This window comes from Pantoea sp. JZ29 (assembly GCF_035190385.1).
GTDB lineage: Bacteria > Pseudomonadota > Gammaproteobacteria > Enterobacterales > Enterobacteriaceae > Pantoea > Pantoea stewartii.
On the sequence record NZ_CP045241.1, the window covers coordinates 3,465,933 to 3,489,534 of the forward strand.

The 23,602-nt window shown below is 57.1% G+C and carries 24 protein-coding genes; 8 read left to right on the top strand and 16 right to left on the bottom strand.

Annotated features, from left to right (window positions below):
- Positions 1 to 21 precede the first annotated feature (21 nt).
- The 10 genes from katG to hpxU form a co-directional block, all read right to left on the bottom strand.
- Positions 22 to 2,220: a catalase/peroxidase HPI gene (gene katG, locus GC090_RS16170; RefSeq protein WP_324020399.1), complete on the bottom strand. Its 2,199-nt coding sequence runs from the start codon at positions 2,218 to 2,220 to the stop codon at positions 22 to 24.
- A gap of 137 nt (positions 2,221 to 2,357) precedes the next feature.
- Entirely contained in the window at positions 2,358 to 2,693 is a 336-nt protein-coding gene (gene uraH / locus GC090_RS16175) for a hydroxyisourate hydrolase (RefSeq protein ID WP_006118033.1), read from the bottom strand.
- Complete coding sequence (gene uraD, locus GC090_RS16180; protein WP_324020401.1) at positions 2,690 to 3,184, bottom strand: 2-oxo-4-hydroxy-4-carboxy-5-ureidoimidazoline decarboxylase; 495 nt, start codon at positions 3,182 to 3,184, stop codon at positions 2,690 to 2,692. The genes uraH and uraD overlap by 4 nt, the downstream gene beginning before the upstream one ends.
- A 1-nt stretch (position 3,185) precedes the next feature.
- The gene (gene hpxK / locus GC090_RS16185) at positions 3,186 to 4,439 is read right to left on the bottom strand and encodes an allantoate amidohydrolase (RefSeq protein ID WP_324020402.1); all 1,254 of its coding nucleotides are present in this window, start codon (positions 4,437 to 4,439) and stop codon (positions 3,186 to 3,188) included.
- Positions 4,436 to 5,671, bottom strand: a complete 1,236-nt coding sequence (locus GC090_RS16190) for a (S)-ureidoglycine--glyoxylate transaminase (RefSeq protein ID WP_006118030.1) — start codon at positions 5,669 to 5,671, stop codon at positions 4,436 to 4,438. The genes hpxK and GC090_RS16190 overlap by 4 nt, the downstream gene beginning before the upstream one ends.
- Before the next feature lie 21 nt (positions 5,672 to 5,692).
- Positions 5,693 to 6,424, bottom strand: a complete 732-nt coding sequence (locus GC090_RS16195) for an amino acid ABC transporter ATP-binding protein (RefSeq protein WP_006118029.1) — start codon at positions 6,422 to 6,424, stop codon at positions 5,693 to 5,695.
- On the bottom strand, positions 6,405 to 7,061 hold the full coding sequence (locus GC090_RS16200) for an amino acid ABC transporter permease (protein WP_033738775.1): 657 nt from the start codon (positions 7,059 to 7,061) through the stop codon (positions 6,405 to 6,407). Before GC090_RS16200 ends, GC090_RS16195 begins: the two co-directional genes overlap by 20 nt.
- Complete coding sequence (locus GC090_RS16205) at positions 7,061 to 7,726, bottom strand: amino acid ABC transporter permease (protein ID WP_006118027.1); 666 nt, start codon at positions 7,724 to 7,726, stop codon at positions 7,061 to 7,063. The genes GC090_RS16200 and GC090_RS16205 overlap by 1 nt, the downstream gene beginning before the upstream one ends.
- Before the next feature lie 10 nt (positions 7,727 to 7,736).
- Positions 7,737 to 8,522, bottom strand: coding sequence for a transporter substrate-binding domain-containing protein (locus GC090_RS16210; RefSeq protein ID WP_006118026.1), 786 nt, complete (start codon positions 8,520 to 8,522; stop codon positions 7,737 to 7,739).
- 192 nt (positions 8,523 to 8,714) lie between these two features.
- Positions 8,715 to 9,554: a MurR/RpiR family transcriptional regulator HpxU gene (hpxU, locus tag GC090_RS16215; protein ID WP_324020405.1), complete on the bottom strand. Its 840-nt coding sequence runs from the start codon at positions 9,552 to 9,554 to the stop codon at positions 8,715 to 8,717.
- Between the two features lie 157 nt (positions 9,555 to 9,711).
- Here hpxU and GC090_RS16220 point away from each other — a divergent pair, with 157 nt between their 5' ends.
- From GC090_RS16220 to hpxZ, 4 genes are read left to right on the top strand one after another with little or no spacing between them, the layout of a single operon-like run.
- Complete coding sequence (locus tag GC090_RS16220; RefSeq protein ID WP_006118024.1) at positions 9,712 to 11,298, top strand: gamma-glutamyltransferase family protein; 1,587 nt, start codon at positions 9,712 to 9,714, stop codon at positions 11,296 to 11,298.
- 12 nt (positions 11,299 to 11,310) lie between these two features.
- Entirely contained in the window at positions 11,311 to 11,493 is a 183-nt protein-coding gene (gene hpxX / locus GC090_RS16225) for an oxalurate catabolism protein HpxX (RefSeq protein WP_033738521.1), read from the top strand.
- Complete coding sequence (locus GC090_RS16230) at positions 11,490 to 12,890, top strand: AtzE family amidohydrolase (RefSeq protein WP_058702736.1); 1,401 nt, start codon at positions 11,490 to 11,492, stop codon at positions 12,888 to 12,890. Before hpxX ends, GC090_RS16230 begins: the two co-directional genes overlap by 4 nt.
- The gene (gene hpxZ / locus GC090_RS16235; protein ID WP_058702735.1) at positions 12,887 to 13,270 is read left to right on the top strand and encodes an oxalurate catabolism protein HpxZ; all 384 of its coding nucleotides are present in this window, start codon (positions 12,887 to 12,889) and stop codon (positions 13,268 to 13,270) included. The genes GC090_RS16230 and hpxZ overlap by 4 nt, the downstream gene beginning before the upstream one ends.
- A gap of 90 nt (positions 13,271 to 13,360) precedes the next feature.
- On the opposite strand, the gene GC090_RS16240 is transcribed toward hpxZ, so the two are convergent.
- The gene (locus tag GC090_RS16240) at positions 13,361 to 14,263 is read right to left on the bottom strand and encodes a LysR substrate-binding domain-containing protein (protein WP_324020408.1); all 903 of its coding nucleotides are present in this window, start codon (positions 14,261 to 14,263) and stop codon (positions 13,361 to 13,363) included.
- Between the two features lie 98 nt (positions 14,264 to 14,361).
- Here GC090_RS16240 and GC090_RS16245 point away from each other — a divergent pair, with 98 nt between their 5' ends.
- Positions 14,362 to 15,135 carry a HalD/BesD family halogenase gene (locus tag GC090_RS16245; RefSeq protein WP_205951306.1) on the top strand — a complete coding sequence of 258 codons (774 nt, stop codon included), beginning with the start codon at positions 14,362 to 14,364 and terminating at the stop codon, positions 15,133 to 15,135.
- 26 nt (positions 15,136 to 15,161) lie between these two features.
- Here the strand turns inward: GC090_RS16245 and argE are convergent, their stop codons facing one another.
- The 5 genes from argE to GC090_RS16270 all read right to left on the bottom strand — a co-directional run bounded on the left by argE (position 15,162) and on the right by GC090_RS16270 (position 19,897).
- The gene (gene argE / locus GC090_RS16250; RefSeq protein ID WP_324020410.1) at positions 15,162 to 16,373 is read right to left on the bottom strand and encodes an acetylornithine deacetylase; all 1,212 of its coding nucleotides are present in this window, start codon (positions 16,371 to 16,373) and stop codon (positions 15,162 to 15,164) included.
- Complete coding sequence (locus tag GC090_RS16255) at positions 16,351 to 17,025, bottom strand: DUF1028 domain-containing protein (protein ID WP_162286961.1); 675 nt, start codon at positions 17,023 to 17,025, stop codon at positions 16,351 to 16,353. Before GC090_RS16255 ends, argE begins: the two co-directional genes overlap by 23 nt.
- Positions 17,022 to 17,456 carry a RidA family protein gene (locus GC090_RS16260; RefSeq protein ID WP_033738510.1) on the bottom strand — a complete coding sequence of 145 codons (435 nt, stop codon included), beginning with the start codon at positions 17,454 to 17,456 and terminating at the stop codon, positions 17,022 to 17,024. The genes GC090_RS16255 and GC090_RS16260 overlap by 4 nt, the downstream gene beginning before the upstream one ends.
- A 17-nt stretch (positions 17,457 to 17,473) precedes the next feature.
- Entirely contained in the window at positions 17,474 to 18,739 is a 1,266-nt protein-coding gene (locus GC090_RS16265) for a flavin-containing monooxygenase (protein WP_324020413.1), read from the bottom strand.
- Positions 18,740 to 18,985: 246 nt separating this feature from the next.
- Positions 18,986 to 19,897, bottom strand: coding sequence for a LysR substrate-binding domain-containing protein (locus GC090_RS16270; RefSeq protein WP_033738508.1), 912 nt, complete (start codon positions 19,895 to 19,897; stop codon positions 18,986 to 18,988).
- 419 nt (positions 19,898 to 20,316) lie between these two features.
- On the opposite strand from GC090_RS16270, the gene GC090_RS16275 reads away from it, so the two are divergent.
- The 3 genes from GC090_RS16275 to GC090_RS16285 are packed head-to-tail and all read left to right on the top strand — an operon-like array spanning position 20,317 to position 23,579.
- The gene (locus tag GC090_RS16275) at positions 20,317 to 21,840 is read left to right on the top strand and encodes an amino acid ABC transporter permease/ATP-binding protein (protein ID WP_033738506.1); all 1,524 of its coding nucleotides are present in this window, start codon (positions 20,317 to 20,319) and stop codon (positions 21,838 to 21,840) included.
- Positions 21,841 to 21,867: 27 nt separating this feature from the next.
- On the top strand, positions 21,868 to 22,740 hold the full coding sequence (locus GC090_RS16280) for a phytanoyl-CoA dioxygenase family protein (RefSeq protein ID WP_324020415.1): 873 nt from the start codon (positions 21,868 to 21,870) through the stop codon (positions 22,738 to 22,740).
- A 23-nt stretch (positions 22,741 to 22,763) separates the two neighbouring features.
- A complete protein-coding gene (locus GC090_RS16285; protein ID WP_277281287.1) occupies positions 22,764 to 23,579 on the top strand; it encodes an ABC transporter substrate-binding protein in 816 nt (271 codons plus the stop codon).
- Positions 23,580 to 23,602: the final 23 nt, after the last annotated feature.

Below are 23,602 nucleotides of genomic sequence, written 5' to 3' on the forward strand. Positions count from 1 at the left end.
GGCCGGGGGCGCTTCAGTCAGTTATTGCAGGTCGAAACGGTCCAGATTCATTACTTTTGTCCAGGCCGCCACGAAGTCAGCAACAAACTTCTGTTTCGCATCGCTGCTGGCATAGACTTCCGCCAGGGCGCGCAGGATGGCGTTGGAACCGAACACCAGATCGGCACGCGTGGCGCTGAACCTGACTTCGCCACTCTGACGGTCACGGCCTTCAAAGATCTCTTCACTGCTGTCGGTCGCACGCCAGGCGGTGCGCATATCCAGCAAGTTTACGAAGAAGTCGTTACTCAGGACGCCGACGCGGTCAGTAAAGACGCCATGATGGCTGCCGTCAAAGTTGGTCCCCAGCACACGCAGACCACCCAGTAACACCGTCAGTTCCGGCGCGCTCAGCGTCAGCTGCTGTGCTTTGTCCAGCAGCAGGGTTTCGGTTGACGAGCCGCCTTTCACGCGACGGTAGTTACGGAACCCGTCCGCCAGCGGCTGAAGCACGTTAAAGGATTCGACATCGGTTTGATCCTGACGAGCATCCACACGACCTGGCGTAAAGGGGACCTGCGCGGCCACGCCCGCAGCGGCGGCGGCCATTTCGATACCGACGCTGCCCGCAAGGACGATGACGTCAGCCAGCGAGGCCTTGCCGGATTCCTGCTGAATCTGCTGCAGTTTCGGTAACACGTCGTTAATCACGCTGGCGTTCACAGCCCAGCTTTTCTGCGGTGCCAGGGCCAGACGGGCACCGTTCGCTCCGCCACGTTTGTCGCCACCCCGGAAGGTTGATGCCGATGCCCAGGCCGCTGAAACCAGCTGGCTCACGCTCAGACCTGACGCCGCGATTTTCGCCTTCAGCTCACTGATATCCGCTGGCGTGGGCTGATGAGTCGGCTGCGGTAACGGATCCTGCCACAGTAAATCTTCTTTCGGCACTTCTGGCCCGATGTAACGTGCTTTTGGCCCCATATCGCGGTGCGTCAGTTTAAACCAGGCGCGGGCGAAGGCTTCGTTAAAGGCCTGCGGATCGTTAAGGAAACGACGAGAGATTTTCTCGAACTCCGGATCAAAACGCAGCGTCAGGTCCGTAACCAGCATGGTGGGTTTACGCTTTTTCTCAGGATCGAACGGGTCCGGAATAATGGCTTCTGCGTTAACGGCTTCATACTGAATGGCCCCTGCCGGGCTATGGGTTTTCACCCACTCATATTTAAACAGGTTCTCAAAGAAGTAGTTACTCCACTGCGTTGGCGTCTGCGTCCAGACGACTTCCAGACCCGACGTAATCGCATCGGCACCGACACCGCTGCCGTAGCTGTTGTTCCAGCCAAAGCCCTGAGCTTCGATGGGTGACGCTTCCGGATCGACGCCAACATGGCTGGCCGCCGCCGCACCGTGGGTTTTACCCAGCGTATGCCCGCCTGCGATCAACGCGACGATCTCTTCATCGTTCATGCCCATGTTGCCAAAGGTGGCGCGAATCGCTGGCGCGGCAGATGCCGGATCGCCGCTGGCTTCAGGCCCCTCTGGGTTCACGTAGATCAGCCCCATTTCGGTTGCGCCCAGCGGGGCGTTAGCCAGACTTTCGGGATGACGGTGGGCCAGCCACTCGGTTTCGTTACCCCAGTCCACGTCCATATCCGGTTCCCAGACGTCTTCACGACCGGCACCAAAACCAAAGGTACGGAAACCTGAGTTTTCCAGCGAAACGTTACCCGCGAGAATATAGAGGTCGGCCCAGGAAATTTTCTGGCCGTATTTCTGTTTGACCGGCCACAGCAGGCGACGGGCTTTGTCCAGGCTGACGTTGTCAGGCCAGGAGTTCAGCGGCGCGAAACGCTGCTGACCACGACCGGAGCCGCCACGGCCATCGATAGTGCGGTATGTGCCGGCACTGTGCCACGCCATGCGGATGAACAGACCAATGTAGCTGCCCCAGTCGGCAGGCCACCATGACTGGGAGTCGGTGAGCAACGCCCGGATATCGGCTTTCAGTGCGGAATAGTCCAGTTTGCTGAACTCTTCGCGGTAGTTGAAGTTTTCGCCGAGGGGATTAGAGCGGTTGGAGTGCTGGTTCAGCAGATCCACGCGCAGCATATTTGGCCACCAGTCGCGATTGCTGGTGCCACTACCGGCTCCACGAGCCAGAACGCTTTCTTCTTCCGATTTACCGTGATGAAAGGGACATTTACCTGAAGCGGCTACATCATTATCTTTTGGCGTGCTCATTATCGGCTCCGTTGCCTTCACATTGTCATCGCTAAGATAACCCTGGCGTTAGCAGGAATATAGTCGGATGGGCCGAAGGTATTGATAGCCATTAGCTTTCAAGCGCAGCGAAAAAAAAGCTGCGCCCGATGGACCCGTCAGCTGCCGCGATAGGTGGACCAGCTCCAGGGGGATATCAAAAAGGGCAAGTGGTAATGGCTGCCGCTTTCCGTGAGGACAAAATCAATTTGTGCGCTGACGTATAAGGTTTCCCGTCCGTCCGCGCGAAAGTAGGCGCCAATATCTGCCGTGAGGCGGTACTGCCCAGGCGCAAGTGGCTCAGGTGTCAGATCCTTCAGACGACCATCGTTATCTGTGACGCCTTGTGCACAGGGAGTCCAGCCTTGTGCCGTGTGCTGTTCCAGCAACATGGCAACGCCCGGCGCGGGTTTTCCCAGCGCCGTATCCAGGATGTGAGTGCTGATGGTGCTCATGAAAAACTCTCCTTTAAGCGCAGCAGGGTGATTTCCCGCAACTGCGACAGGGCTTCCTGTTGCTCGGTTTCCGGGCTGTTGTCCAGCCGCCGCGTGAGTTCATCAAGCAGCGTCTGTGCGCTGCGTCCTTTGGCCCGAATCAAAAATACCCGGTTAAAGCGCGCCTCATATGCCTGATTGCCCCGCACCATGGCCTGATGTAACGCGTCGTCTGCGTGTTGCATGGCCGCCTGTTCGCTACGCGACAACTGTTTTTCCTTCTCGCTGCCCTGCGCCTTTTCCCCGATACGTGGATGAGCGGAGAGCGCCTGATTCAGATCGTCCTCCTGCCAGTCCTGTGTCAGCCGTTGTGCTTCAGCCAGCAGGGCATCAAGGCTGTGAAACGGGCGGGCCGCCACCAGCGCCAGCTGCCAGTGCGGCAGCGCAACGCAGTGGGACAGGGCAAGCTGTGCAGCGGCTTCCGGTAACTGGTTAAAGGTATCCAGATCCATATTAATGCTGCTCCGCAAGGTGGCAAATCGTCTGCAAATAGGCCTGAACCGCTGGCGCGACATCGGCTTCATTCACCGATTCTGCCGGATGGTGGCTGATGCCGCGGTGGTTACGCACGAACAGCATCCCCACCGGCCAGCGCTCTGCAATGGCAATAGCATCATGACCCGCCCCGCTGGGCAGCGCCAGGCAGCGTCCCTGAACGGTTTCTACCGCGTGGCTCAGCGCCTGTTGCAATCCGGCATCGCAGGCCGTTGCCGCGATACGGTAATACTCCTGCGCGCTAAAGGTTAAACCGCGACGCAGTGCAATGGCTTCCGCCTGGGTCAGCAACGAGGACAGCAACGATTCAAGCGGCGCGTCCTCGGGTCCACGCACATCCAGCGACAGATGCACCTCCCCCGGAATGACGTTCACCGCGCCCGGCGCGCAGTTCAGCGTGCCCACCGTGGCGACCAGCGGTGAAGTCTGCTCGCGCGTGGTATGCTCGATGAATACCATCCACTCTGCGGCAGCGGCCAGCGCGTCTTTACGATGCGCCATGGGTACGGTTCCGGCATGACCGGCCTCACCGGTGAAACAGCAATTGAGGCGACGGGCACCGTTGATCGCGGTAACCACACCCAACGCGAGATCTTCCTGCTCCAGGCAAGGCCCCTGCTCTATGTGCAGTTCAAGATAGGCCACGATGTCGCTGACGTTACGCGCGGCGCGTGAGATCTGGCTGGCGTCCAGGCCGACATCCTGCATCGCCTCTGCCACCGTAATGCCATTGCCGTCAGGATGGGTCGGCCAGCTGTCAGGCCAGGTGCCGGTAATGCCGCGACTGCCCAGCAGGGTAATGCCAAAACGCGTGCCTTCTTCATCACCAAAGCCGATGATTTCAATGGCCAGGGGCAGGCGACGCTGGCGATCGTGGAGCCACTGCACGGTTTCAATCGCGCTCAGCACGCCCAGCATGCCGTCATAGCGGCCCGCATTACGAACCGTGTCCAGATGCGAGCCCAGCAGCAGCGCAGGTGCGCCAGGCTGGGCCGCGTCGTAGCGGCCGCAGATATTGCCGACTTCATCCTGCCAGACCGTCATACCGGCGGCCTGCATCCACTCACCGACGCGCGCGTTGGCACGCAGGTGTTCCGGCGACAGATAAACCCGTGTCAGCCCTTGTTCGCTTTCACTGATCTCAGCCAGCGCATCACAGCGCGCCATCACGCGCCGGGCGGCAACCTGAGCCTCGCTGGCATTCATCATCATGCATGGCTCCCGTAGTGGTTCCATGCCGCCTGCGAGCCCGCGCCCTGTGGCGTGCGGTAACCGACATGCGACAACACCATTTCCAGCGCGGCCAGGGTTTGCATCACGCAGTCTTTGCGCGCGTTGTAACCCATCGTGCCGATGCGCCAGACTTTGCCATGCAGCGGACCAAACGACGTGCCGATTTCAATGCCGAAATCTTCCAGCATCAGCTTACGGACCTCATCGCCATTGACGCCCTGAGGGATCACTACGCCCAGCACGTTACTCATTTTGTTGCTGAGATCGCCAAAGGTTTCCAGCCCCATCCCCTGAATGCCTTTTAACATCGCTTCGCCGTGCAGCTTGTGGCGCGCAATCCCGTTATCCAGCCCTTCCTGCAGAATCAGACGCGCGCATTCACGCGCGCCGAACAGGGCGCTGGTCGCTTCAGTGTGGTGATTGAGGCGTTCCGGGCCCCAGTAATCCATGATCATGCCGAGATCGAAATAGTTGGAGTAGATCATCTCGTCATCGCCATCCTGGTGCGCATCCGTGCGGATCCCCTGCTCTACGCATTTGCGCTGGCGGATCACCGCTGCCATCTCATCGCTCAGCGTGATCGGCGAAGTTCCGGACGGGCCACCCAGGCATTTCTGCATGCCGGCGGACACCGCGTCCAGGCCCCATGCATCGGTTTCCAGCGCATTGCCCGCCAGCGACGCCGTGGCATCGGTGTAAAACAGCACACCATATTTTTTGCAGATCGCCCCCAGCTCCGCCAGCGGCTGCAGCATAGTGGTTGAGGTATCGCCCTGTACGGTCAACAGCAAACGCGGTTTTACTTTTTTAATCGCATCTTCGATCTGATCGGGCGTAAACACCTCTCCCCACGGCACCGCAATGGTGTGCACATCGGCCCGGCAGCGACGGGCGATTTCACACAGCAGATGACCAAAACGGCCATAGACCGGCACCAGCACCTTATCGCCAGGGCGAATCGCCGACAGCAGGATCGCTTCAATACCGGCGCGTGAGGTACCGTCGATCAGCAGCGTCCAGCGGTTTTCGGTGCGGAACACGCCGCGATAGAGCGCCATCACTTCATTCATGTAATGGGTCATCGCCGGATCATATTGTCCGAGCAACTGGCTCGACATCGCGCGCAGCACACGCGGATCGGCGTTGATCGGACCGGGGCCCATTAACAGGCGCTGAGGCGGATTAATTTGCGAAAATTGAGAGATATCCATAGTGAATTCCTTGTTAAGCACTCACAGACGCACAGAGGAAATAAACTGCTTTAGCTCCGCCGTCTGCGGATGGGCAAACAGTGTTTTGCTGTCCCCCTGTTCCCAGACGCGCCCCTGATGCATAAAGACCACACGATCGCCCACATCGCGGGCGAAGTTCATTTCATGGGTGACGAGAATTAACGTCATGCCTTCGGCGGCAAGTTGCTCCAGCACTTTCAGCACTTCGCCGACCAGCTCCGGGTCCAGGGCTGAGGTGATCTCATCACACAGTAATACCCGGGGTTCCATGGCCAGTGCGCGGGCAATGGCTACGCGCTGTTGCTGTCCGCCTGACAGGCTGGACGGGTAATAATCCAGCCGCTCGCCCAGCCCCACTTTTTCCAGCATACGGGCTGCCAGTTCGCGGCACTCGGCCTGACTTTTTTTCAGAACCCGACGCGGTGCCAGCATGACGTTTTCCAGCGCCGTCATATGTGGGAACAGGTTGAAGTTCTGAAATACCATCCCTACGGAGCGGCTGATTTCGCGCGCCTGTGAGTCGCGGTCGGTGATGGTCATGCCGCCGAGTTTAATGCTGCCATCCTGATAGCCTTCCAGCCCGTTCATGCAGCGCAACAGTGTACTTTTGCCGGAACCGCTGCGACCGATAATCGAGATCACTTCTCCCATATCGATATCCAGATCCACGCCCTTCAAAACATGGTTGGTGCCGTAATACTTCTGGACCTGATTAATGGTGATGAGCGGCATTGAATTTTTTCTCCAGATACTGGCTGTAACGCGACAGCGGATAACACATCAGGAAGTAGCCCAGTGCCACCAGCCCAAAGACTTTAAACGGCTGGTAGGTCACGTTATTCAAAATGGTGCCGGCTTTGGTCAGCTCGACAAATCCGATAATGGAGGCCAGCGCGGTGCCTTTAATCACCTGCACGGCAAACCCCACTGTCGGGGCAATCGCAATGCGAATCGCCTGAGGCGCAATCACCCGCGTGAGCGTCTGACCAAAGTTCAGGCCGAGGCAGCGTGACGCTTCCCACTGCCCTTTTGGCAGCGCCTGAATACTGCCGTGCCAGATATCCAGCAAATAGGCGCTGGTATAAAAGGTCAGCGCCAGCGACGCAGCGGTCCAGGGCGCAACGTCGATGCCAAACAGCCCGACGCCAAAGAAAGCCAGAAACAGCTGCATCAGCAGCGGTGTGCCCTGGAACAGCTCGGTGTACGCGCGAATGATTCGCGTCAGCCATTTACGCTTTAACAGACGTAAAAACAGCAGAGGTAACGTCACGAGCGTACCGCCTAAAAAGGCCACCAGCGACAGGGCAATCGTCCAGCGCGCGGCCAGCAGCAGGTTGCGCACGATGTCCCAGTCGGTAAAGGTTGTCATCATGCCTGCACCCCCAGCCACTTGCGGCCAATCGCCAGCAGCAGCTGACGCATTACTATCGACAACGCCAGGTAGATCAACGTGGTCACCGAGTAGACTTCGAAACTCAAAAACGTGCGTGACTGAATCAGGTTGGCGGCAAAGGTCAGCTCCTCGTAGGAGACCTGCGAGACGACCGACGATCCCAGCATCACAATGATGCACTGACTCACCAGCGCCGGATAAATCCGTTGCAGCGACGGTGGCAACACCACGCGCAGAAAGGTCTGGCTGCGCGTTAATCCCAGCACCCGACCGGCTTCCCACTGCCCTTTTGGCGTGACCTGAATGCCCGCCCGGATAATTTCCGTGCTGTAGGCACCCAGATTAACCAGCATCGCCAGCAGTGCGGCTTCCCCTGCGGTGAGTTTCAGCCCCAGGTTGGGTAAACCGAACACAATAAAGAACAGCTGCACCACAAACGGCGTATTACGAATCAGTTCGACATAGATGCCCCACAGGCGGCTTAACCAACTGGGTTTACCGCTGCGCAGCGCCGCGCCGATAATGCCGATACTGACGCCGCCGACCGTCGCCAGCACCGTTAACTGGATCGTTACCCACAGGCCGGAGAGCAACTCCGGCCAGTACGGCAACAATGCAGGGAAATTAAGTTGCCCGGTCATTGCCCCGTCCTTATGCGCCCAGGTTGGCTGGCAGCGGCGCTTTCAGCCACTCTTCGGACATTTTGTTCAGCGTGCCGTCTTTAATGCCCTGGTCGATCAGCGCATTCACTTTCTCTTTCAGTGCCGGCTCGTCTTTTTTCAGTCCGATATAGCACGGCGAGTCTTTCAGCATGAACTGCGCAACAGGGGCTTTAGCCGGGTTCTGACGCGTAATGGCTGCGACGACCAGGTTGCCGGTAGCGACATACTGCACCTGTCCGGAGAGATAGGCTGATAACGTGGTGTTGTTATCTTCATAACGTTTCACCTGCGCGTCTTTCGGTGCCACCTCGCTCAGCACCATATCTTCCACCGCACCACGGGTGACACCCACCGACTTGCCGCTCAGCGCCGCGGGATCTTTCAGATGATCGCCTTTAGGTCCAAAAACGCCCAGAAAGAACGGCGCGTAAGCCCGGCTGAAATCAATTACCTTTTCACGCTCAGGATTTTTCCCCATGCTGGAGATCACCAGATCCACCTTGTCCGTCTGCAGATAAGGCACACGGTTGGCACTGCTGACCGGCACCAGTTGCAACTTAAGTTTCATCTGTTTGGCCAGATACTTTGCCATGTCGATGTCATAGCCCTGCGGTTGCAGATCGGTTCCTACGGAGCCAAACGGTGGGAAATCCTGCGGCACTGCCACCCGCAGTACGCCGCGTTTCTGGATGTCCTGCAGTTGATCCGCCAGCACGCTGCCAGCCTGTGCCATCAGTACGGCTGCCGCGACAACGGCCATTAATACTTTTTTCATTATGCACCCCGGTGAGATTATGTGAAACAAAAGATTCTTATGATTGGCATTCTGCAACTAATGTGCCAACGCAACGGGAGGGAGATAAATGCGGATTAACGCTGAAATGGCGGCTTTTACTAAGCTCGATACGATTCCCGAGTCACCCCGGGAGACGGTCCAAAAAGGGGCAAAGCACCAAAATGGTGCCTGCTAACGGTGCTCCAGCTCATCAAGGTGCTGATAAAGATCGGCAATCTGATGAATACGCGGCCGCCCCAGCGCCAGTAATTCATGCAGCAGGGCGTTGGCGAGCAGGTTCACCAGGCTCATGGCCGAGGCGTAGCTGTCGAAGGCGGAGACGCTGTCCAGCGGGGCGCAAAACTGCCAGCGCGCCAGTGAAATCACGTTCTGCGCCTGGGGCTCACACAGCGCCAGTACCGGAATCCTTGCGCTTTGCAGCTGCTGCATTAACGGCTGAATAATGCGGGTGCGGCGGCGAAACGCAATCACGACCACCATGTCCTCCGGCGTGATGTCCACCAAATCCTCTGCCAGCGTCTGGCCCGGCTGGGGCAGAATATGCACCTGAGCACGCGTCTGAATGAGCTGCTGACGCAGATGCAGCGCCACCGGATAGGCATTACGCATGCCAACAATATAGATACGTTTTGCCTGCGCCAGCTGGGCGATCACATCGGCGAATTGCTGGGGATCAATGCTGTTAACCCATTGTGTCAGATTGGCCATTTCCTGCTTGTAATGCCGCGACAGCAGGGTATTTCCCTGCACCGCATCCCGGTTATCCGTTAACGGCATACCGCTCTGGCGCAGGGTACGGAGCTCATCGCGCATGTCTTTATATTTGTCATAGCCCAGGCGCTTAAACAGTCGGCTCACCGTGGCTTTTGAGACACCGCTCAGGCGTGCCAGCTCGGCACTGTTATAGCTAATCAGGTCATCAAAGTGGTCAAAAATAAAGTCGGCTATACGCTGCTCCTGCGGCGAAAGCTGGGGGTAATGCGTTCTGAGTCGCTCATCAAGCTGTTTCATTCAGGTCCTGTAACTTTTGTTTCAATCGCGGGATTGCCACAGAAGCTAGCATAATTTGGGCCAGATAAACCTGTCCAGAGACGTTGTCTTCTTAAAAACTGGAACGGCTCTTGCTTAACCTTTTGCTTTGTACCCTGAAAAACAGAATGAGAAGAGCATGATTCAGAGCAATTTGGCCCCGTTAGGCATGGCCGTGACGCCGCATCATCTGGCCAGTGAAAGTGCGCTGGCGGTACTGCGGGAAGGGGGGAACGCGATTGAGGCCATGGTGGCCGCCGCGGCGACGATTGCGGTGGTCTATCCGCACATGAATGGGCTGGGCGGTGACGGATTCTGGCTGATCATGCCAGGCAAAGGCGATCCGGTTGGCATTGATGGCAGTGGCAGAGCGGGTTCGCTGGCGAATTTTGACTTCTATAAGGGGGAAACCCATATCCCTCATCGTGGGCCTAAAGCGGCCCTGACGGTGGCGGGCACGGTGAGCGGCTGGCAGGCGGCACTGGACCTGTCCGCAGAACTGGGGGGAACCACCCTGCCTTTACCGCGCTTACTCCGCGATGCTGTTCGCTATGCTGCCGATGGCATTCCCGTCACCGCCTCACAAGCCGCGGCGACGCGGACGAAGCGCGACGAGCTACAGCATCTGCCTGGCTTTGCCGCCACGTTTTTACCGGACGGCGATGTGCCAGCGGAAGGCAGCCGTTTCACCCAGCCTGATTTAGCCCGTACATTGAGCCTGCTGAGCGAAGAAGGTCTGGACAGTTTTTATCGCGGCACGCTGGCACAGCACCTTGCGGAAGAAATGGTCAATCTGGGCATTCCCATCACCCTGGCGGATTTACAGCAGCAACGGGCTCGCCGCGTCACGCCGCTCCATATTCGCCACAGCGAAGGCGATATCTGGAATATCACGCCACCGACACAAGGTATGGTGTCGCTGGCCATACTGGGCATCACGGATCATCTGGACATGGCGAACGCAGATGAGGTGCAGACGATCCACCGTATCGTCGAAGCCACCAAAAAAGCGTTTGCCCTTCGGGATCAGCATATTACCGATCCCCGCCATGTGGTTGAGGATCTGCAGGCACTGCTTGACGGCGAAACCCTCGCCACCCTCGCCAGCCAGATTCAGGATGATCGCGCTGCGCCCTGGGGAACCGGTCGCGGGCCTGGCGATACCGTCTGGATGGGCGTGATGGACAGCAGCGGGCTTTCCGTTTCCTTTATCCAAAGTATTTATCATGAGTTTGGCAGCGGTGTAGTGGTGCCCGGCACCGGACTTGTCTGGCAAAACCGGGGCGCGGCTTTTAGCCTCGATCCCGACCATATGCTGGCGCTGGCGCCCGGTAAACAACCCTTCCATACGCTGAATCCTGCCGCCGCACGCCTGAAGGATGGTCGCACCATGGTATACGGCTCCATGGGCGGCGATGGCCAGCCGCAAACTCAGGCAGCCATTTTTACCCGCCATGTTATTCAGCGCCTGCCGCTGCAGCAGGCCGTTAGCGCACCTCGCTGGCTGCTGGGGCGGACCTGGGGCCAGCTGTCGGACTCGCTCAAACTGGAAAGTCGCTTCGCGCCCGACACCCTGGAGGCGCTACGTGCGTTAGGACATGACGTGGAGTCGCTGCCGGCCTACAGTGAGGCCGTCGGCCATGCAGGTGCCATTGTTCGTCACAACAACGGTATGTTTGAAGGCGCAAGCGATCCGCGCAGCAACGGCAGCGCCGCCGGTTTCTGACAGGAGTAAATCATGAATCAGAGTGACTGGGCAGCCTATATTGCCCAAATGGAGCAAATCCTGAACGTGGAACTGGACGAAGATCGCCGTGTCGCCCTGCTACAACAGATGACGCGCATTGCCGATATGGCGGCCCCGTTGATGGCTTATCCGCTGGACGACCGGCTCGAAGTCGCAGGAGTGTACAAAGCATGAGACCAGACGAGGTTTCCATTCAGGCACTTCAGCAGGCGATTCAGCACGGTGATATCAGCGCCCGTGAAGTGGCGGAGCAGACACTGACCGCGATTGAGAAACAGAATCCGCAGCTTAATGCCTGGACGGATATCACCGCAACGCGGATGGTGCAGGAAGCGGATGCGATAGACAAGCAACGCCTGCGCGGCGAGAACTTGCCGCCGCTGGCAGGCATTCCCTATGCGGTAAAAAACCTGTTTGACGTGCAGGGGTACACTACCCTGGCGGGGGCCAGACTGTTTCGTCAGCGTCCGGCCGCAACCCGGGATGCCTTTGCCATCACCCAACTTCAGCAGGCCGGTGCCCTGCTTTCCGGCATGGTCAACATGGATGCCTATGCCTACGGTTTTACCACCGAAAATACCCACTACGGGGCGACGCACAACCCGCATGATCTGGCGCGCATTGCGGGCGGCTCATCCGGCGGTTCGGCCGCCGCCGTGGCAGCGGGGCTGGTGCCTTTCTCGCTGGGGACGGACACCAACGGCTCAATCCGCGTTCCGGCTTCCCTGTGTGGGATTTTTGGCCTGAAACCGACTTTTGGCCGTTTATCCCGCAGCGGCAGCCATCCGTTTGTCGCCAGTCTGGATCATATCGGTCCCTTTGCCCGTCGGGTGGACGATCTGGCCCTGGTTTACGATCTGCTGCAAGGGCACGACAGCACGGATGCCTTCCAGGCCGATCGCCCGCTGGCAGCCACCTTACCGCAGCTGAAAAATGGTGCACAGGATTTGCGCTGCGCCGTACTGGGCGGCTTCTTTTCGACCTGGTGTAATGATGATGCCCGCGCGGCGCAATTACAGGTGGCGCAGGCGTTACAGGCTCAGGACGACGTGGTAATCGCGGAGGCTGAGTTAGCGCGCTCGGCCGCCTTTATTATGACCGCCTCTGAAGGCGGCAATCATTACCTGCCTGCGCTGCGTCAGCAGCCCGACCTGTTTGAGCCCCATTCGCGTGAACGCCTGCTGGCTGGTGCGATGCTGCCCGCGGCATGGTATGTTCAGGCCCAGCGCTTCCGCCGCCACTTTCAGCAGCAGGTCGTCCCGCTGTTTGCGCAGTACGATGTGCTTATCGCCCCTGCCACGCCATGTAGCGCGCCGTTAATTGGTCAGGAAACGATTGCCATTAACGGGCAGAATCTGCCGACGAAGGCCAGCATGGGCATGCTGACGCAGCCGATCTCCTTCCTTGGACTTCCCGTCTGTACTGTGCCGATGACGACGGCGAGCGGTTTACCGATTGGCGTACAGTTAATTGGCGCCCCCTTTAACGAACAGGCTGTCTTACGCGCAGCCTGTGCCCTTGAACAACAAGGACTGACATTTTCGCCCACCCGCAGGGCAGGAGCACAATGAATACTGACGCGATTAATCTTCCCGAGGTGCTGAACGCCGTTACCGCCGCGTTCTACCGTTATGAAAAGGCGCTGACGGGCAACGACATTGCCGTCCTGGATGAGCTGTTCTGGCACGATCCGCGGACCGTGCGCTTAGGCGCTGGCGAGAACCTGTACGGCATTGATGAAATCCGCGCGTTTCGCGCGGCAAGACCGTCAGCGGGGCTGGACCGCATGCTGCGCAATACGGTGATCACCACGTTTGGTGACGCGTATGCGGTGTGCAGCACCGAATTTACCCGGGCGGGCACGGAGAAAATTGGCCGTCAGCAACAGACCTGGGTGAAGTTTCCGCAGGGCTGGCGCATCGTAGCAGCGCAGGTCAGTCTGATGAGCTAAGCCCGGCGGAGCAGTCATATGTTAAGGCCGGGAGGCCTGAGTCTAACGCTTCACGTCGCGAAAGCGCTCAACTGCAACCCCTACGCCGCCCTACAGGGCGGCGAGCTCGCCTAACCAGGCGATCATTGCCTCTGCGCCAGGCTGGTTCAGCGTGCGATTCGGCCAGGCCAGATAATAGGGCTTGCTGAGCGGCAACGCGAGCGCATCTACAATGACCAGTTCGCCCCGGTCCAGCACCTGGGCGATCATCCGGCGCTGTCCCAGCAGCACACCAGCGCCGGCCACGGCGGCATCAATCGCCAGCGAGGTCAGGTTAAAGGTCATGGCTGGACGAGCTGCTGGCACAGCCATTCCTTTCGCCTCAAACCAGCCCGACCAGTCTGGCAAAAAGCGCCCTTCTTTGCCCCAGTCGAGATGAATCAGCGGCGCATGCCGTAACAGATCCTCGCGGGAAAAGGCGTCGATCAGCCGCGGGCTGGCGACCGGGAGCACCTCATCATGAAACAGATACGCTTTATTCAGTCTGGGATACGCCTCCTCGCCGAAACACATCACAAAGTCGGCTGGCGTTTGAGCAAAATCCACCTCCGCGTGCGTGCCATGTAAGGAAAGACTGACATCCGGACAGCGTTCACGCCAGCGGCACAGATGTGGCAACAGCCATTTCGACGCCAGCGCCGGCAGCGTGTAAAGCGTAAGCTGTGCGGCGGTCTCAGTGCGTCCTATGTTACGCTGACCAAGCTGGAGAACCGCAAAGGCTTCCGTGACATAGCGAAGATACTGCTTGCCCGTCTCCGTCAGCATCACGCCCTGTTGCGTACGTAAAAACAGGACGCAGCCAAGATGATCTTCAAGCTGGCGAATTTGCTGGCTCACCGCCGCAGGGGTTAAGGCCAGCTGTGCCGCGGCCCTGGTCAGGCTGCCGGTTTCCGCAGCCACTTTAAATGACTGAATCACGTTGATTTTAGGCAAGCGCGATGACGGGTTGGGCATTAAGCATTCCTTATCAGGGTATTAACGATTTATTGGTATTCAGCTGATGCCGGGCAGGCTAGTGTGACAATTCATCCCTTCATTATGAGACCGCGACGATGCCCAAAGCCCTGGTACGTACTGACTTACATCCTCTGACCGACCACGCCTGGCGTCAAGACTGTCGCAGGCAACTTAATCAACACGGCGCGCTGGTGTTGCGGCATTTTTTGCAGCCTGCCGCCCTGCAGGCCATCGTCGCAGAAGGCAATGCGCAGCGCGATCGGGCTTATTACACTGTCAGTCAGCACAACGTTTACCTGATGAAAACGGAGGCCGGCTTCAGCGACAGCCATCCACGCAACCGCGAAGTAAACAGCACCAAAGGGTGCATTACGGACGATATGATTGCAGCGGATTCCCCGCTGCGTCAGCTGTATGACGATGCGCTGTTTCAGTCTTTCTTATGCGAAGTGCTGGACGAAGAGGCGCTGTATCCCTACGCCGACCCGTTGTCTTCGATTAACCTGCACTATGCGCCACAGGGTAAAGAGCTGGGATGGCATTTTGACAACTCCTCGTTTGCCATCACGTTGCTGGTGCAGAAACCGCTGGGCGGTGGACGGTTTCAGTATGTGAAAGACCTGCGGGATGCTGATGCAGGCGAAATGAATTACGCGGGCGTGGCCGCCGTGCTCGATGAACAGCACGCCGTCGATGAACTGGCTATGGATGCCGGTGACCTGGTACTGTTTCGTGGGCGAAATTCACTGCATCGCGTGACGCCCACAGAAGGCGACGTCACGCGCATGCTGGCGGTGCTGGCCTACAATACCGCGCCCGGCATCGCCCTGTCGGAAACGGCCCGCCTGACGTTTTACGGCCGGTTGTAAACCGCACCCGCAAACGTTTTTGCCGATCATCTGGCCGCGCGGCGCGCTCCACCCTGCGTGGCTTTATTGGTGGACGTTACCGCCATCCACTGACGCAGGTTTTGTAGCATTGCCATACAGCGTTCAAGCTGTTCAAGACTGACAAACTCATCTGCTTTGTGTCCCTGTTCCATGCTTCCCGGCCCGCAGACCAACGTGGCTACCCCAATCTCGTCAAATAATCCCCCTTCGGTGCCAAAGGCGACCGTAGCGAAGTCGTTATGTCCGCTCCACTGCGCCAGCCAGCGGGCAAAGTCGGTCTGCGGATCGGTCAATAAGCCGGGGTAGTCGCTCAGTGGTTGAAAGGTAATGTTGCACAACGGTTCAGTGCGCTGCATTTCAGGCACCAGTTCTGCTTCGGCGAAGTGGCGTACGCTGTCATACAGCGCCTGAGCATCCGTACCGGGCAGCGTTCGCCACTCCATATCAAACTGGCAGGTCTCAGGAACAATATTCAGTGCTGTCCCGCCCTGAATCGTGCCAATCTGCAGCGTGCTGTAAGGCGGTTCAAACCGTTCGTCACGTTGCAGCTTTAACGCTTCTTCCTGCTGCAAAAGATGCGCAATTAACCGGGCGGCGTAGTGAACCGCATTCACGCCCTGATGCGTATAGGCAGAGTGGCAGGCGTGGCCCTGCACCCGACAGCGCACCGCCCGTTTTCCCTTATGTCCGTAAACCGGCTGCATGGCGGTCGGCTCACCCACAATACACATCGCCGGTTTTGCCGGTGAGGCATTGAGCATCGCCACCAGCGAGCGCACGCCCAGGCACCCCACCTCTTCGTCACAGGAAAACGCCAGATGCAAAGGCATGCGCAGAGGCTGCTGAAGAAACGCATCCAGCATGGCCAGCACGCAGGCAATAAAGCCTTTCATATCGGCGCTTCCCCGACCGTAATATCGTCCGTCACGTTCCGTCAGGGCGAAAGGCGGCACGGACCAGTTTTGCCCCTCAACCGGCACCACGTCCGTATGCCCTGACAGCATAACGCCGCCTTCGCCCTCCGGCCCCAGACGCGCATACAGATTGGCTTTTTTACCGCTGTCGTCATACAGCCACTGCGTCGTTATGCCTCTGTCAGTCAGGTAGTCGTCAATAAACTGGATCAGGGCCAGGTTTGACACCCGACTGGTTGTGTCAAAGGCCAGCAGGGAGGCCAGAAGCGCCCGTAACGTCTCATTCATCGCCGGGCACACCATAGGCCGGTGCCTCACGCGGATCCAGCGCGCGCGTGACATAGGCTTCCATCTGAGGTTCATAGGCAAGCCACAGTTGTGTCAACTGCCCGACAGGGTCGTGCCCGGTCCAGTCGATGCGCAGATCCACCAGCGGCCAGGGATAATCATCCACGAGTTTGAGCGCAGCAGAATGTAACGGCCCGGCTTCTCCGCCTGCCGCCACGCCGGCCTGAAGGGCGGCAAGTAGCCGACTGGCCAGTTCACCGGAGGCCGCTTCAAAGGCCGCGCACATGGATGCCGTTACGCCCTTGTTCGCCAGCATATTGCCTGCGGCGATACAGTTTTTTCCTTCGGCCATGCTCCAGATACCCAGCGTCTTGCTGCCACTGAAAAACGCCGTGTTACCCTGAATATCAATCGCGGCGACCTGGCGGTAATCACTGAATCTGTCGCCAGCCAGCGCCCGCTTTAGCGCCACGTTCAGATCGCTGCCCTGATCCAGATGCAACAGAATCTGCTGCCCCAGAGAGGGCAACGTAATATTCTGGCTGGATACGGCACCCACGCCGGCCTGGAGCCAGGGACAGCGCGCGCCTACCGCAATGCTGGATGAACTGATAGCGATGCCGAGCTGACCGGTTTCTTCACACCGTGCCGTCACTGATAAGGTCATTGGTCTGCTCCACGTTTCCAGTCATCCGGAATCACCGCAATGACATCAATTTCCATCAGCCACTGCGGCTGTGCCAGAGCCGAAATCACCAGCCCTGTTGAGACGGGGAAAACACCTTTTAGCCACTTTCCGACTTCCCGGTAGACCGGTTCGCGATAACGCGGGTCGACAATATATGTGGTGGTTTTAACAATATGCGACAGATCGCTCCCCGCCTCTTCCAGCAGTTGCTTCACATTTTTCATCGCCTGCGCCGCCTGCGCGGCCGGATCGCCCAGGCCAATCAGATTACCGTCGAAGTCAGTGCCGACCTGGCCGCGCAGGTACACCGTGTTACCTGCACGTACGGCCTGGCAAAGATCGTTGTCCAGCGTTTGATTAGGGTACGTTTCTTTGGTGTTAAACATCCGAATACGAGTATGGGTTGGCATAACAGCAGTCTCCTGGTTCAGTTTTCTGACGCGGCACGGTAATCCTGATATTGGCGCTGGATAGCAATATGGTCGGCAACATACTTTGCGTCATGCCACACGCCCCAGATAAACGAGGAGCCGCGGCGCGACTGCCAGGGCAGCCCGAGGAAATAGAGTCCGGACTCCGGGGAGACGCCGCGTTGATGGAGAGGTCTGTTTTTCTCGTCAAAGGCGTTAACCTTCAGCCAGGTATAATCCGTGGCATAGCCTGTCGCCCAGATGAGCGTCGTGATCCCTGCGCGGACCAGATTGAGCGACTGCACAGGATGCGAGACGCTTTCCGGATCGGGCAGAAAGGTGCGTGCGGCCGGATCCTCAGGTAAATTCAGGCCATGGCGTTCAACCCAGGCATCGGCCGCATCCAGCAGGGATAAATAGTTTTCATCGCCTGCGGCAATGTTTTGCGCCAGATCGGGCTTAAAGGTCACGACCTCGCCGGAAAAGCGCTCCGTCAATCCGACCAGGTTGATGCCCTGCTCCGCCAGTTTGCGAAAGTCGACGGTATGCCCGCCGCGCGCGCCGCTGACCGCGATGGTGACGTGTTCTTTCCCCGGTTGGCTGGCTGCCGCATCCCACAGGCCAAGGACTCCTAACCACCAGCAAAAGTCCCGGTTGCGATAGCGGCGAGGCGGACGATCGTGGGGACCAACGGAGAGCCACACGTCTTTTCCTGCACGCTGAAGCTCATCGGCAATCTGCACCCCTGACGAGCCCGCGCCGATAACCAGCACACCACCTTCAGGCAGTTGTTGCGGGTTACGGTAGTCCGCCGAATGTAACTGGGTGAACCGTGTATCCGTGGGCGCAATGGCGGGAATCACAGGCTTCTGAAAAGGCCCTGTGGCGACGACTACGCGCCGGGCAACGATCGGACCAGCGGAGGTTGAGACGTCGAACCCGCTGCGCCCGACACGCGGTACCACGCTGATGACTTCGACGCCCGTTTTGACAGGCGCCTCGATCTGCTGCACATACGCTTCAAAATAGTCAGCAATCTGTTCTTTAGGCACAAAGCTGTCAGGATCCTGCCCCGGAAAAGTCATGCCGGGAAACCGATCGTGCCAGGCCGGGCCGTTGGCGACCAGCGAGTCCCAGCGCCGGGTCCGCCACGCTTCGGCAATACGATTTTTTTCCAGCACGCAATGCGGAATGCCGAGCCGCCCCAGATGCTCGCTCATGGCGATGCCGGCCTGCCCTGCCCCAATCACCAGGGTATCTGTTTCTTGCTCTGATATTGTCATTCCATCATCCTCAAGCCCGACGTTTTAATGACGTGTTCCTGACACGCGCCAGCGCCAAGACTATTTGAGGCAGATGAATGGGTAAAATATTATAAAGCTAATATCTGAATAAGAAATTAATAAGCAGAAGATACGTGCCCGGTTATTAAAGCCACTCAGCGAATAAAGCGCGAAATTAGCCGATGAGATTTACCGCAAATACATTTCTTTTTCTTACCAAACAGCACGGTAATTGCGCGGCACTTTTTACACGGTGGGCCCCAACGCACTATTCTGGCAATAGTCCATAAAAAGTTTTGTCGGTCGCGTCGGTTCATTATGACTTAACCAGGCCATGATTAACGTCGAGGCTTCCATATCATCTTCAATATCAATCTGCGCCAGCTTTTCACCGTCATAAGTCACATCAGTGCAGGGGCGTGTGACCAGAACTGAAAACCCCAGCCCCTGTCCTACCATGCAACGCACCATTTCAATGGAGGGCGAACTGTAGGCTACCTGCGGGTGGTACCCTTTGCTTTTGAAAATATTGATGAAGTAATTCCTGCTGGGTACCGCATCCAGCAAAATCATAGGTTCCTGACTCAGCTCACGCAGCGTGACCAGGGATTTTTGTGCCAGTGGATGGTTTACCGGCAGGAGTGCGTAAGGTTTATGCGGGGCGTTTAACGTGGTTTTTTGAATGGTGTTATCCAGCTCGAGATCGTAGAGAAAAGCCAGATCAAAACGTCCGCGATGGAGTCCATGCATCAGTTCATGCTGCTCGCCGTCGTACAGTTCAATGGTAATATCCGGATAGTGTTTTTTAAACCCGGCTATCAGTTTGGGCATATACAGCGGCGCCGCAGATTCAAAACATCCCACCGCAATCGTGCCTGAAATCAGGGTGTTATCTGCACGTGAGTTTTGCTCAAACTCGTGTGTCAGACGTAGCAGCTCCTGCGCCTTTTCGTAAAAACGGCGGCCGCCAGGCGTCAGCGAAACACCCTGTGCGTGATGGCGGATGAGCAGTTGCTGATCGAAGGCGTCCTCCAGGTTTTTGATGGAAACGGAAATGGAGGGCTGGGCGATATGCAACTGACGCGAGGCTTCCGCAATGCTTTCCGTCTCCACCACGGCGACGAAATATCTGAGCTGTTTAAGTGTAAAGCGACTCATGGCGTTACCTCTGTTTTTTATGGTCAGCAAGACACCTTGCTTCGTTCCGGCCTAAGCAGCACTGCAAATGCTGTGCCACTTACCTGCCCGTTCCACCTGAACGCCGTTTATGTATTAACGCCATTCCACCTGTTTTTTTACGTCTGGCAGAAACGTAATCATCAAAAAGAAATTGCACCAATAACTCTCACCCTGCGTCGCAATGATCAGCGTGCTGCCCTAAATAAGCGCAAACAGGGAAAGAATACGTTAATTATTGCCCGGCCCTGTTAAAAAGACACCGTTTAAAAAGGGATATAACAGTTGGATAGTTTTTTTAAAATCAGAAGCCAGCAAATTACTAATTGCTATCGTTCCCGTCCTGCCGCCATAGTGAATTACAGAATTATTCACCCCTTCTGTTTAATGTGAGCAAGCCCATGACATTTAACTGGAACTATATGTTCAGTCTGTTTAGCGACGCTAATTTTTGGCTGGCGACATGGACTGTCATCAAACTGAGCCTGCTGACCTGGGGAACGAGCATTATTGCGGGATTTATCCTGGCGCTGGCCAAGCAGTCGCGCCATCCCTTATTGACGCTGCCGGCCCGGTTTTATATCTGGCTCTTTCGCAGCCTGCCTTTGCTGGTGCTGCTGATCTTTGTTTATAACCTGCCTCAGGCATTGCCCGCCACGTCGACGGTACTGAGCGATCCATTCTGGGCAGGATTTATTGCGCTGACCATGTGTGAAAGCGCCTATATCGCAGAGATTCACCGTGGCGGGCTGCTGGCGATTCCCAAAGGCCAGAGCGAGGCTGCCCGGGCACTGGGATTACGCTATGCAGGCATTCAGTGGCGCATCATTATCCCGCAGGCACTGCGTGTGGCCTTACCGGCACTGGCGAATGAATACATCGCGATCGTGAAGCTGACGTCACTGGTCTCTGTTATCTCGCTTACCGAAATTTTGATGGTCGGCCAGCGACTCTACTCGCAAAACTTTCTGGTCATGGAAACCATGGCGGCGGTGGCCTTCTATTACGTGCTGATCGTTACCGTCTTTGACTTCCTGCTGAAACAGCTGGAGCGCTATCTGGACGTGACACAACGCCAACCGTCCGGCAAACCTGATGCACATCTTTTCGAACTCGCACAACGCGCAGCGGTGAATCCTGTCCGTCAGGCGTTTCACGCCAGCGGACCAGCGTTGCAGGCCCTGCGTCTGCACAAGGCTTACAACAATGTTGAAGTGCTGGGCGCCGTTAACCTGCAGATCCATCCTGGCGAAGTGGTTTCCGTAATCGGGCCTTCAGGTTCAGGAAAAACTACGCTGATTCGCCTGCTTAATGGTCTGGAGCAGATCGATAACGGTGAAATTCGTATTAACGGAAAACCCTTTATTCATCTCAGTCAGCAGGGAGAGCAACGCAAGCCACGCTTCGTTGAGCATGCAGAGCATCGTCTTAATATCGGGATGGTCTTTCAGAGCTTTAATTTGTTCAGTCATCTCAGCGTTATGGACAACCTGTTGCTGGCGCCTCGCTATCACAAGCTCGCGCCTGCCGCGGTATTAAAACAGCAGGCTGCTGCGCTGCTTTTTAAAGTCGGCATGCTCGACCATGCGTGGAAGTACCCTCATCAGCTCTCCGGCGGTCAGCAGCAACGCGTGGCTATCGCACGTGCCTTGATGATGCGTCCGCAAATCATGCTGTTCGATGAACCCACCTCTGCACTGGATCCCGAAAAAGTGAATGAAGTGCTTCAGGTCATTGAAGCCCTGGCAAGCGAGGGCATCACCATGGTGATCGTGACTCATGAGATGAACTTCGCCTTCAAGGTGTCTGACCGGATTGTCTTTATGGAAAAAGGACGCGTGGTCTGTGACGACGCGCCGCAGGCTCTACGCGATGGCCAGCATCCGCGCGTGGAAGCTTTTCTGAAGGATGTCTCGCTGGCGTAACGATGTATTAATCACGAGGGCACGACCATGATTGAACAGTGGCAGGTAGATCAGTATCACCAGCAGGGATTTCTGGTAGTTGAAAATGTCCTGACAAGCGATGAAATCGCAGCGCTACAACACGACTTTGACCAGTGGGTTGAGGAAAGCCGCAGCCAGAATGCGCCCTGGGGCGATACGCAGGATGGGCGTCCGCGTTTCGATATTGAGAGCGATCACCGTGCCGATCATCCTTCTTTGCGCCGCGTCAGCTCACCGAACGATATCTCTGCCGCCTATCGCCATGCGGCACTGCATTCACGTATGGCGCAGATTGCCGGACAGTTAATCGGGGGCAGCGGTGCACGCTATCATCACAGTAAGATCAACTCGAAACTGCCCCATACCGCAACGAAAGTGGAGTGGCACCAGGATTTCCTGTTCACCCCGCACAGCAACGACGATATCGTGACCGCGCTGCTGATGGTCAGTGAGGTCACGCAGGAAAATGGTCCGCTGAACGTGGTGCCGGGCAGCCATCAGGGGCCGCTTTATTCACACTGGCAGGGTGGCCGCTTTACCGGTGCCGTTGATCCCGCAGTGGTGAAAGAACAGTGCCAACAACCTACCGCCTGTTTTGGTCCCTCGGGTTCTGTGTGCTTTATGCATACCCGACTGCTGCACGCCTCCAGTCCCAATGAAACCGAATGGCCGCGCACACTGTTTATCGCCGTGTACGCCGCTGAAGATGCACTGCCGTTCGGTGAAAACCCGTTACCCAGCCCGGATGCGGGCACGCTGGTTTACGGTCAGGAGAGCGGCATGATCCGCAGCACCGCAAACGCCTTCCGCCTGCCGCAGAAACCGCGCGGTGCTTCGTTTTTTGTTCAACAGGCCGGTAAAGATCTTGCCAACGTCTGATGGCATTTTTCAGAGAGAGAATAATGATGAAAACCTACGTGTTAAGTCTGCTTGTCGCAGGCGCTGTACTGGCGTCCTTTAACGCCTCAGCCTTTTTACAACCCGGCAAAATTATCGCCGGATCGGATATGACCTTCTTTCCGTATGAGTACATGAAGGATAATAAACCCGCCGGCTTTGACATTGAGTTTCTTGATGGTCTGGCCAAAGTGATGGGCCGTCAGGCCGTTAACATTGATACCCGTTTCCCTAACCTGATTACCGGCTTGCAGAGTAACCGGTTTGATATGACTAATTCGTCGATGTACATCACCGCCGATCGCATGAAAGTGATCGACATGATTCCCTATCTGAAAAGCGGCGAAGCTATCCTGTCGTTGAAGGGAAGCGATTACCAACCCAAAACGCCTGAAGATTTCTGCGGCCATAAAATCGGTTCGATGGGCGCCACGTCGTGGTTGCAGCAGTTACACAAACTGTCTGAAGATTACTGTGTGAAAAACGGTAAACCCCCCATCGCGATTAGCGAATATTCGACCGATCCGCAGACAACGCAGGCGATGCTCTCCCATGCGGTCGAAGCACAGATTACCGATGCCGCCGTGGCGCGTGGCGTGGTGCAAAAGCTGGGCGACCGTATTCAGATTTCCTCCACGACACTTATCTATCCGGTGTTAAACGGTTTTGGCGTGAAGAAGGACAATACGGAGGTGAAAAAAGCCCTGGTCGCTGCGCTGGCTACCTTCAGTAAAACGCCCGAATATGCCGCGCTGCTCAAAAAATACCATTTTGAAGCGCCAACAGCCGACGATCTCAACACCCTGATGCCAAAACCTTAATCTCAAACGCGTGCCCGTCACGC